Origin of the sequence: Shewanella sp. SG41-4, assembly GCF_014164505.1 — a bacterium.
Classification (GTDB): Bacteria; Pseudomonadota; Gammaproteobacteria; order Enterobacterales; family Shewanellaceae; genus Shewanella.
Map to the genome: position 1 here is coordinate 1 of NZ_JACJFI010000156.1, position 9,921 is coordinate 9,921.

The 9,921-nt window shown below is 41.6% G+C and carries 10 protein-coding genes; 5 read left to right on the top strand and 5 right to left on the bottom strand.

Features of this window, described 5'->3' with window-relative positions; translation table 11 throughout:
• The 4 genes from rpoD to rpsU all read right to left on the bottom strand — a co-directional run.
• On the bottom strand, positions 1–1,795 hold a 1,795-nt coding region (gene rpoD, locus H5202_RS13965), incomplete at its 3' end, for an RNA polymerase sigma factor RpoD (protein WP_220493877.1).
• A gap of 150 nt (positions 1,796–1,945) precedes the next feature.
• Complete coding sequence (gene dnaG, locus H5202_RS13970; protein ID WP_182772611.1) at positions 1,946–3,673, bottom strand: DNA primase; 1,728 nt, start codon at positions 3,671–3,673, stop codon at positions 1,946–1,948.
• An 89-nt stretch (positions 3,674–3,762) separates the two neighbouring features.
• Positions 3,763–4,206: a GatB/YqeY domain-containing protein gene (locus H5202_RS13975; RefSeq protein ID WP_123881926.1), complete on the bottom strand. Its 444-nt coding sequence runs from the start codon at positions 4,204–4,206 to the stop codon at positions 3,763–3,765.
• 7 nt (positions 4,207–4,213) lie between these two features.
• Positions 4,214–4,429 carry a 30S ribosomal protein S21 gene (gene rpsU / locus H5202_RS13980; RefSeq protein WP_006080725.1) on the bottom strand — a complete coding sequence of 72 codons (216 nt, stop codon included), beginning with the start codon at positions 4,427–4,429 and terminating at the stop codon, positions 4,214–4,216.
• A 474-nt stretch (positions 4,430–4,903) separates the two neighbouring features.
• On the opposite strand from rpsU, the gene tsaD reads away from it, so the two are divergent.
• Positions 4,904–5,920 (top strand): tRNA (adenosine(37)-N6)-threonylcarbamoyltransferase complex transferase subunit TsaD, encoded by a 1,017-nt coding sequence (gene tsaD / locus H5202_RS13985; protein ID WP_182772612.1) that lies wholly within the window; start codon positions 4,904–4,906, stop codon positions 5,918–5,920.
• A gap of 71 nt (positions 5,921–5,991) precedes the next feature.
• Here tsaD and plsY read toward each other — a convergent pair whose 3' ends face one another.
• Positions 5,992–6,585: a glycerol-3-phosphate 1-O-acyltransferase PlsY gene (gene plsY, locus H5202_RS13990; protein ID WP_443019410.1), complete on the bottom strand. Its 594-nt coding sequence runs from the start codon at positions 6,583–6,585 to the stop codon at positions 5,992–5,994.
• A 280-nt stretch (positions 6,586–6,865) separates the two neighbouring features.
• Here plsY and folB point away from each other — a divergent pair, with 280 nt between their 5' ends.
• The 4 genes from folB (at position 6,866) to H5202_RS14010 (ending at position 9,557) form a co-directional block, all read left to right on the top strand.
• Positions 6,866–7,219, top strand: coding sequence for a dihydroneopterin aldolase (folB, locus tag H5202_RS13995; protein ID WP_011638438.1), 354 nt, complete (start codon positions 6,866–6,868; stop codon positions 7,217–7,219).
• Positions 7,220–7,257: 38 nt separating this feature from the next.
• Positions 7,258–7,773 carry a 2-amino-4-hydroxy-6-hydroxymethyldihydropteridine diphosphokinase gene (folK, locus tag H5202_RS14000; protein WP_182772614.1) on the top strand — a complete coding sequence of 172 codons (516 nt, stop codon included), beginning with the start codon at positions 7,258–7,260 and terminating at the stop codon, positions 7,771–7,773.
• Positions 7,774–7,807: 34 nt separating this feature from the next.
• Entirely contained in the window at positions 7,808–8,608 is an 801-nt protein-coding gene (locus H5202_RS14005) for an undecaprenyl-diphosphate phosphatase (protein WP_182772615.1), read from the top strand.
• A gap of 106 nt (positions 8,609–8,714) precedes the next feature.
• Positions 8,715–9,557 (top strand): putative RNA methyltransferase, encoded by an 843-nt coding sequence (locus H5202_RS14010; RefSeq protein ID WP_182772616.1) that lies wholly within the window; start codon positions 8,715–8,717, stop codon positions 9,555–9,557.
• The last annotated feature ends 364 nt before the right edge of the window (positions 9,558–9,921 follow it).

Consider the following 9,921-nt stretch of genomic DNA (forward strand, 5'->3'; position numbering starts at 1 on the left):
GACGTAGTTTACGTAACGCTTTTGCTTCAATTTGACGAATACGTTCACGTGTTACATCAAATTGCTTGCCCACTTCTTCTAACGTGTGGTCAGTATTCATGTCGATACCAAAACGCATACGCAGTACTTTTGCTTCACGGGCTGTTAGGCCTGCTAACACTTCGTGTGTGGCGTTCTTTAGACTTTCGCTAGTTGCTGAGTCAAGTGGTAGCTCGAGGGTAGTATCCTCGATAAAATCACCTAAATGCGAATCTTCATCGTCACCGATAGGGGTTTCCATTGAGATTGGCTCTTTAGCGATTTTCAGTACCTTACGAATTTTATCTTCAGGCATCATCATACGTTCTGCTAATTCTTCAGGAGACGGCTCACGGCCCATTTCTTGAAGCATTTGACGAGAAATACGGTTCAGCTTGTTAATCGTTTCGATCATGTGTACTGGAATACGGATCGTACGTGCTTGGTCGGCGATTGAACGAGTGATTGCCTGACGGATCCACCACGTTGCATAAGTCGAGAATTTATAACCACGGCGGTATTCAAACTTATCTACTGCTTTCATCAAACCAATGTTACCTTCTTGGATTAAATCCAAGAACTGTAAACCACGGTTGGTGTATTTTTTGGCAATAGAAATAACCAGACGTAAGTTAGCTTCAACCATTTCTTTTTTCGCACGACGAGCTTTCGCTTCACCGATAGACATACGACGGTTAATGTCTTTAATGCCTGCGATGGTTAAATCTGTTTCAACTTCGATAGCACCTAGCTTGGTCACACAACGCGTTACGTCATCGGTGATCATACGCAAACCTTCAGCGTATGGCTTAGTGCTTGCTTTTTCTTTGTTAAACCAATCTAAGTTAGTTTCGTTGCCAGTGAATGCTTTAATAAAGTTTTTCTTTGGCATTTTAGCTTGTTCAACACAAAGCTTGATGACTAAACGTTCTTGAATACGAACGCGGTCCATCATGTTGCGCATGCTTTTAACTAAACGGTCAAATTGTTTAGGAACTAAGCGGAACTCTTTGAATAATTCGCCGATAACAAATAATGAGCCTATTGCTTCAGGGTGATCACGGCCTTTTTGAGCAATAATACCTAAGCTTTTTTCGTAGGCTTCTCGAAGTTGAGTAAATTTCTCTTTGGCTTCTTCAGGATCAGGTCCTTTGTTACCTTCTTCCTCTTCTTCATCGTCATCATCGTCGTTATCGTCATCATCGTCATCTTTTTTAGTGTCAGCTAATTCAGATCCAACGTTGGTGGCGGTAGGTGCGACGTCATCGTCGTCAGGATTGATAAATCCAGAGATAATATCAGACAAGCGCAATTCTTCAGCTTCATACTTATCGAATTGCTCTAAGATCATTGCGATCGCTTGAGGGTACTCACTAACAGAACTCTGTACAGTGTTGATACCTTCTTCGATACGTTTAGCAATAACAATTTCGCCTTCGCGAGTAAGTAGCTCTACCGTGCCCATTTCACGCATATACATGCGGACAGGGTCTGTGGTTCGGCCTAACTCACTTTCTACGGTTGCGAGAGCTGCCGCTGCTTCTTCTGCAGCATCTTCGTCTGTGTTGTCTTCCGACATCATCATGTCATCGGCATCTGGCGCTTCTTCAAAAACGCGGATACCCATGTCATTTATCATCTGGATAATATCTTCAATCTGATCGGAATCGACCATGTCTGCAGGTAAGTGGTCGTTCACTTCTGCATAGGTTAAGTAACCTTGCTCTTTACCTTTAGCGAGCAACAGTTTGAGTTGCGACTGCGGAGTGTGATCCATAGATATCATCCAATTTTGGGTAACTGATAAAACGATAGGCCAGTTAGCTATGCTAAGTGGCGCGCAAATCGTCAATTATAGCTGTGTGGACTAACCTTAGCTAGTCCATGGCAATGTTTGTACGCATATTCTTTACGAATAAATTGCGTATTACTTCGCTATGCCTTTCATTATAGAAATCAGCTTTGTTAGCTGCATTTTTTCAACTTTCGTTAAAGCCTGTTTTAGGCTTAATTCCTGATATCGTTGTTCAATATATTGGTTATTTAACCAAATCAGGGTTTGCTTGAACTCTGGCAATACATTTTCATCCGCCACTTGATGTTCCCATTGGGCTAGCTTTATTAGAGTGCTTTTTTGATTATGCTCTCTATGCATTTCAAGTAGTTGTGCGCTGTTTAACGTTTGCTCTCGAGTTATATCTAACAAATGATTGAGCAATTCTATGCCGGTCATCTGTAATCGATCTAGTGCAGGCTGTTTTGCCAAACCAAAGCCTAAACTTGGATTTTGGACCAGTAGGCCAATGGCCAATCTTAATGGCGTGCCACGACCTTGTAAGCCTTTCGCATTTAATGGTTTTACCTGTTTTACAGAAAAACCTAATTTTTTCTTTAAATCTTCGCTACTGTTCATGCCTAGTTTATGTGCTAAGTTTTCTAACAGTAAATTCTGTAGGACGGTATCTTGTACCTTTTCAATTAGCGCAATTGCTTGCTTGGCTAATGCCCCTTTATCGGTGCCGTGATTAGCACTTAATGTGTCAAACAAAAACTCGGGCAGTAACATGGCTTTTTGCATTAATGCTTCAAATGCTTCTTTGCCAATTTTGCGGACCATAGTGTCTGGGTCTTCACCTTGCGGTAGAAACATAAACTTGACTTGGTCACCCGGTTTTAATAGTGGTAATGCTGTTTCTAGTGCTCGCCAAGCTGCTTCGCGGCCGGCGCGGTCACCGTCATAACAACAGACCACTTGTTTGGCACTACGCACTAAAAGCTGAAATTGTTCAGCTGTAGTGGATGTACCTAACGATGCAACCGCATAATCAACCCCAAATTGGGCGAGTGCGACGACATCCATATACCCTTCAACAATGAGCACATGCTGTGGGTCACGGTGTTTTTGCTTTAGCTCATATAAACCATAAAGTTCATTACCCTTATGAAATATGGGCGTTTCTGGAGAATTCAAGTACTTTGGGGTGCCGTCACCCAAAACTCTACCACCAAATCCAACAACACGACCACGACGATCGCGTATTGGGAACATTAATCTGTCGCGAAAACGGTCATAGCGTTTACCGCTATCATTGGCAATTAACATGCCTGCTGTCAGTAGTTTATCTTGGGCTGGCACATTCTGCCTGTAACGCCCTAGTAAACCATCCCAACCATCGGGTGCAAACCCAATACCGAACTGCTCAATAACTTCAGACGATAATCCGCGAAACTCAAGATAATCGACCACTTTTTGCTTGTCTGGGTGTTGCCTAAGTTGGCTTTGATAGAAGAGGTTGGCTTCTTCCATCAATTCGTATAAATCTCGACTTAATCCTTGATCTGGCCTTTTCCCTGTGCCTTGCTCTCGTGGTACGGCAAGACCAAGCTGACCTGCAAGTTCTTCAATGGCATCAACAAATTCTAGGCGATCATATTCCATGACAAAATCAATAGCATTGCCATGGGCACCGCAACCAAAACAGTGGTAAAACTGTTTGTCTCTGCTAACAGTAAAAGAGGGTGATTTTTCGCTATGAAAAGGACAACAAGCTGAATGGTTCTTACCAGCTTTTTTCAACGGCACTTTACGATCAATTAAATCGACTATGTCTATTCGAGCTATTAGCTCATTGATAAAATCACGAGGTATCGACATTGATTGCTGTTGTTCTCGAATTTACTTTATCAACTGATGTAAACAAACAAGCCGTGCAAGTGCACGGCTTATTCAACATTAAAAGTTGATTACTTCAACTTAGCGCGGATCATTGTACCAATGGCACTCATATCTGCACGGCCTTGAACTTTAGCTTTTAATGCTCCCATTACTTTACCCATATCCGCCATGGATGCAGCACCAACATCAATAATAGTAGCATCGATAATCGCTGCTACTTCATCTTCTGTTAGCGGTGTAGGCAGAAAATTTTCGATTACTCGAATTTCATCTGCTTCGACTGCTGCCAACTCCGGACGATTCGCTGCTTCATATTGAGCAATCGAATCACGGCGTTGTTTAACCATTTTGGTTAATACAGCTATTGTCTGTTCATCAGTCAGAGTTTCGCGGGTATCCACTTCAATCTGTTTGATGGCAGAAAGTGCCATACGAATTGTTCCTAAGCGCACTTTATCTTTAGCGCGCATGGCATCTTTCATTTGGTCTTTTAGCTGATCGGTTAAGTTCATAATGAGATTAATATAAACGTACGCGACGTGCGTTTTCGCGAGAAAGCTTCTTAGCTAGACGCTTAACTGCAGCTGCTTTTGCACGCTTACGGGCAGTAGTTGGCTTCTCGTAAAATTCACGAGCACGCACGTCAGCTAAAATACCAGCTTTTTCACAAGAGCGCTTGAAACGACGAAGAGCTACGTCGAATGGTTCGTTTTCACGTACTTTAATAATTGGCATACGCCATCACCCCTTAGGTGTAGTTATGTTGGATGATTAAATCGACTAAACATTTTTAGTGACTTCACTCAAACCAAAGGCTATTTAAAATGGTGCGGAATTTTACACCGAGCGGCGACCATTTGTAAACCCCTGATTGATTTTCTCTTCGGGGAAATAGCTCGCAGTTTCATTTTTTTATATTTAATAAAAAAGTAGCTGCTGTATGGCTATCCGCATTAATAGCGGATGGTCGTGCTGCAGTTCAAGTTTCATTAAGTAATATGCATCAACAATATCATGGTTACCCCTTGATATGTGTATTTAAAACGAATTGTGACTGTTTAAAATATGTCTTTGTGTGTGTTTCGCTTGTTCTGACTCTTGAGTTGCTGACTTACTTATAAAGGATGGGTATTTAATCGTTAAACATTGGAGTATTTACGCTGAGACGGGTAGAATTGGCGGCCTTATTTTTAATGAAGACGAGAGATTATGCGGGTTATTGGTATTGAAACATCCTGTGACGAGACTGGAATAGCAGTATATGACGATAAGTTAGGCTTATTGTCACATGTGCTATATAGCCAAGTTAAATTGCACGCCGATTACGGTGGTGTTGTGCCTGAGCTTGCCTCTCGTGATCATGTTCGCAAAATTGTGCCATTGATTAAGCAGGCTTTATCAGAAGCTAATTCAAGCCTAGATGATATTGACGGTGTTGCGTACACCAAAGGCCCTGGGCTAATTGGTGCGTTGCTTGTTGGTGCTTGTGTTGGACGCTCTTTGGCGTATGCATGGAATAAACCTGCAATTGGTGTGCATCATATGGAAGGGCACTTATTGGCGCCTATGCTGGAAGATAATGCGCCGGAATTTCCTTTTTTAGCCTTGTTAGTGTCTGGCGGTCATTCAATGTTAGTGCAGGTTGAAGGCATAGGACGATATCAAGTGTTAGGTGAATCTGTCGATGATGCCGCTGGTGAAGCTTTTGATAAGACGGCAAAGCTCATGGGCTTAGATTATCCTGGTGGCCCTCGTTTAGCCAAATTGGCTCAAAAAGGCTTGTCTGTAGGCTATAAATTTCCTCGTCCAATGACTGATAGACCGGGATTAGATTTTAGTTTTTCAGGATTGAAAACATTTACGGCAAATACTATCGCAGCAGAACCCAATGATGATCAAACTCGTGCCAATATTGCTCGTGCATTTGAAGAGGCTGTTGTTGATACGCTTGCGATAAAATGTAAACGAGCCTTGAAGCAAACTGGTTATACACGTTTAGTTATTGCCGGTGGCGTGAGTGCCAATACCCGTTTACGTGAGTCATTGGCTGAGATGATGACCAAGTTAGGCGGTCAAGTGTATTATCCTCGCGGTGAGTTTTGTACTGACAATGGAGCCATGATTGCTTACGCTGGATTACAGCGTTTACGTGCAGGGCATACAGAGGGGCTAGAGGTTAAAGGTCAGCCTAGATGGCCTTTAGATTCATTGCCAGCAGTTGATTAATTGTTGAGTTTGAGTTGATGTGTTTGATGTAAGTGATGATTGACTGTCAAACTGCAAAGAAAACCCCAATACTATTTTGTGTTGGGTTTTTTTATGTATTTTTTTCGTGAGACTTTACTTTCTTCGCCATGGCGCAAACGACCAATATTGTCTTTGTGGCGGATTAAAATAAGGGTTGAGAGCATCGCAACCGGAAGAATAAATCGTTCGTCTAGCCACCAAGTATAAAAGGGCGCTAATGTTGCGGTTGCCATTGCGGCTACAGAGGAATAACGCGTTAATAGTAAAAACACAATCCAAGTGAGGATTAGGCATAGTGCTAAATCACCACCAATCGGTGCCATTGCACCAAAGGCTGTAGCAACACCTTTGCCGCCTTTAAAGCCAAAAAATATTGGGAATATATGTCCTAAGCAGGCACTGACAGCAATAAAACCTAAGGATGCTGCATCAAGTCCTATTTTATAGCCCAGATAAGAAGGCAGTGCACCTTTGAGCATGTCAAAAAATAACACAAGCGCTGCAGAACTGACTCCACCAATGCGTAGCACATTAGTCGCACCAGGATTGCCGGAGCCGCTGGTTCTTGGATCAGGTAAACCTCTTAATTTACAAACCAATACGGCACTTGAGATCGAACCCGCTAGGTAGGCGGCAATGATCATCAAAATGGTGACTGTAACGGCGTTCAAATTGGTTTCCTTACTCTTCTTAGGGTATCATCGCGCATTCATTTGTAAGACATGTAATTTTCAGTATCCACTGAAGCTGTGTTCGCGTTAACATTAACCATTTAGTTGATGTTAATTGAACAACAACGCCTATCCTACTGTTTTAATTCATTAGGAAAAAGCTTAAATGTGTTTATTCGGCATATAATCGGTAATAAAGCTCGATTAGGATGAATTTGACGTCCTTTCACATCGATTAAGGTAGGGATTTTTTATGGATAAAGTACTCATTCGCCAATTAGCTATAGAGACCATTATCGGTATCTATGAGTGGGAAAAAAAACTTCATCAGACATTGCTTATCGATTTAGATATGGCATGGGATAATCGTCTTGCTGCCGCCAGTGACAGTTACGAAAATGCACTGTGCTATGAAACGGTATCAAATCGTTTAACTGCATTAATTACTGAGAATCCGATTGAATTGATTGAAACTGTCGCTGAAATGATTGCGCATTGTTTGCAAGACGAATTCAATGTGCCTTGGGTTAAAGTGGTTGTGATGAAGCCTGGTGCAATACCTCATGCTGTTTCTGTTGGTGTCGAGATTGAACGCGGTAGCATTTAAGTGTTATTTTTTTTTACTGTTTAGCATTAGGTCAGTCAATGGCACGTATTTACATAAGCTTGGGCACTAATATTTCTCCTGAGAAACACCTTAAAGCCGGTCTGGTTGATTTACAACAATATTTTGGCCCATTACAATTATCACGAGTTTTTGAGAGTGAATCGGTAGGGTTTAAAGGCACTAATTTTTTAAATATGGTGGCAGCGGCTGATACCGATTTATCCATTGCACAGGTGGTGACAACATTTAAGCAAATTGAACAAGACAATGGCCGTATTAGGGGGGAGAAGAAATTCAGCCCAAGGAGCCTTGATATTGACTTGTTGCTGTATGACGATGTTATTTGTGACATTCCCGTAGAATTACCCCGCGGCGAAATTTTATTTAACGCGTTTGTATTGTGGCCTTTGGCTGAATTAGTCCCTAATTTGCCTCATCCTGTGACGTTACAAAGCTATCAAACACTTTGGCAGAATTATGACAAACAATGTCAACAATTATGGCCTATTGCATTTGAGTTCCCACCAGAACTATTACCCATTAACACGTTATAACCAATCGATAGGTTAATCTCTAACAAGGACACATATGGAAACGTTTCAAGTTATTCTGCTGGCATTAATCCAAGGCCTAACGGAATTTTTGCCTATTTCTAGCTCGGCACATTTAATTTTACCATCACAAATATTAGGTTGGGCTGATCAAGGTTTATCATTTGATGTTGCGGTAAATACAGGCTCTTTATTTGCCGTGGTGATTTATTTTCGAAATGAGATTATTGTACTGTCTAAAGCCTGGTTTACTAGCTTAGCTAGCAAACAACAAACTCAAGAAAGTAAACTTGCTTGGTGGATTATTTTAGCTACTATACCGGCAGTTATTGTAGGGTTTACCGCCAAAGACTTTATTGAAACCCATTTTAGAAATACTTTAGTGATTGCCATCACAACGATAGTTTTTGGTTTGCTGTTATGGGTGGCTGATAGAATGTCTAAAGCACAGTTAACTGAATTTCAAATGGGTTGGAAAAAGGCTTTGCTTATCGGTTTAGCACAGGCTATGGCCTTAATTCCTGGTACCTCGCGCTCTGGGGCCACGATGACTGCAGCATTAATGTTAGGGCTTACACGTGATGCAGCAGCTCGGTTTTCATTCCTTATGTCTGTTCCTGTTAGCTTTGGTGCCGCCCTACTGGTGACAAAAGACTTGGTTAGCAGTCCAGCCCCTATCGATTACCAAGCGCTTGGTTTAGGGATTGTAGTTTCATTTATTGCTGCGTATTTATGTATCCATTTCTTTTTAAAATTTATTAGCAAAATAGGCATGACGCCGTTTGTATTATATCGCCTTGCTCTTGGTGCGATATTGCTTGGATTGCTCTATCTTTAAGGTAAGCATTTAAGCGACTTTTGTTTGCATAGCGGGTAGGCTTACCATACTAGGTATTTCTACCCGTTTTTGTTTTACCATCTTTCAATTAACTATCAGTGTATTTATGACTTTATCTTTATTATGTCCAGTGTGTTCAGCTCCACTAAATCAACATCAAGCTTCATCGGGATTTTATTGCGAAAATAAACATCATTTTGATAAGCACCCTAATGGTTACTGGCCACTGTTGAGCAACGTAAAGGGCAAGAGTAAGCCACAAGTGGAGTCTCGCCAATTAATGCGTGGGCGACATTTTTTATTAGAATCCGGCTTGTTTGCACCGTTAATTAAACAACTTCAAGCTGTTTTGCTGGACTTATGTACTGCTAATAGTGAAACACTATTACAGCATATCGATTATCAATGTGCTGACGGCTATTATTTACGGCAGCTTGTGCCTGCGTTAGTAGAAGCAAATGTATCGTGCCAGCACTGGGGTATTACCGATGCTGAAAATGCTATCTTTGCAGCGGCAAAATCTGAAACACCCGCAAATTTATTGTTGTTGGAGTTAAAGAAATTGCCTTTTGCTTCGCAATCAGTCGATATCGTGACGGTTCTTGATTCACCGTTAAAGGGTAAAGAATGCATTCGGATTTTAAAAGATGACGGACGGATTGTATTGTTGCAGCCAGGCATTAGGCATTTGTGGCAAATTAAGCAACAGGTTTATCCCGACTTAGCTGAAAAGCCGCTGCAGTTAAATTTACCTAACGATGTGGAAATAGATGTGCAGCAGCAAGTGGTATTTACCCAATCTGTTACGGGTGAGCAGGCATTAACACTACTTGATATGTCTGTATTTGGTTGGCGTGCGAATGATCAGCTAAAGCACCAAGTTAAATCGACTGCAATTAGTGAGTTAGAGTTTGATTGGCAGATTATAACGCTAAAAAAACGCTTATAAAATGTAAATGCTGATGACAAGCGTGAAAGCTGATGGAAAGCGATAAGGACGACAATGCGGTGAGAGCGTTAGAGCCTAAGGGCTAGGGCGCTTCGCGGCTTGATTCTATACAAGCTAAGATTGGTTTCGAGCGGTGTTAAGCGATGACAATTGATATGGATGACAATGCTGTGAGAGTGTTAAAGCCTAAGAGTTAGGGCGTTTTGCGGCTAGATGCAATATGAGTTGATGCTAAGATTTCTGTGAGATTTTTTAGAAAGATTAAATGAATGTATAGATTAATAGCGAAAAAGCTGGTGTGGAGAAGCTGTAGGTGTTTAGATTTACCGCTTGATACCGCTTGATACCGCTTGATACCGCTTGA

Bases quoted from the DNA above. Each gene is read 5' to 3' on its own strand.
- plsY (WP_443019410.1), bottom strand. From the start codon at position 6,585: ATGATCATTGCCGCCTACCTAGCGGGTTCGATCTCAAGTGCCGTATTG.
- dnaG (WP_182772611.1), bottom strand. From the start codon at position 3,673: ATGTCGATACCTCGTGATTTTATCAATGAGCTAATAGCTCGAATAGAC.
- H5202_RS14005 (WP_182772615.1), top strand. From the start codon at position 7,808: ATGGAAACGTTTCAAGTTATTCTGCTGGCATTAATCCAAGGCCTAACG.
- H5202_RS14010 (WP_182772616.1), top strand. From the start codon at position 8,715: ATGACTTTATCTTTATTATGTCCAGTGTGTTCAGCTCCACTAAATCAA.
- folK (WP_182772614.1), top strand. From the start codon at position 7,258: ATGGCACGTATTTACATAAGCTTGGGCACTAATATTTCTCCTGAGAAA.
- folB (WP_011638438.1), top strand. From the start codon at position 6,866: ATGGATAAAGTACTCATTCGCCAATTAGCTATAGAGACCATTATCGGT.
- rpsU (WP_006080725.1), bottom strand. From the start codon at position 4,429: ATGCCAATTATTAAAGTACGTGAAAACGAACCATTCGACGTAGCTCTT.
- H5202_RS13975 (WP_123881926.1), bottom strand. From the start codon at position 4,206: ATGAACTTAACCGATCAGCTAAAAGACCAAATGAAAGATGCCATGCGC.
- tsaD (WP_182772612.1), top strand. From the start codon at position 4,904: ATGCGGGTTATTGGTATTGAAACATCCTGTGACGAGACTGGAATAGCA.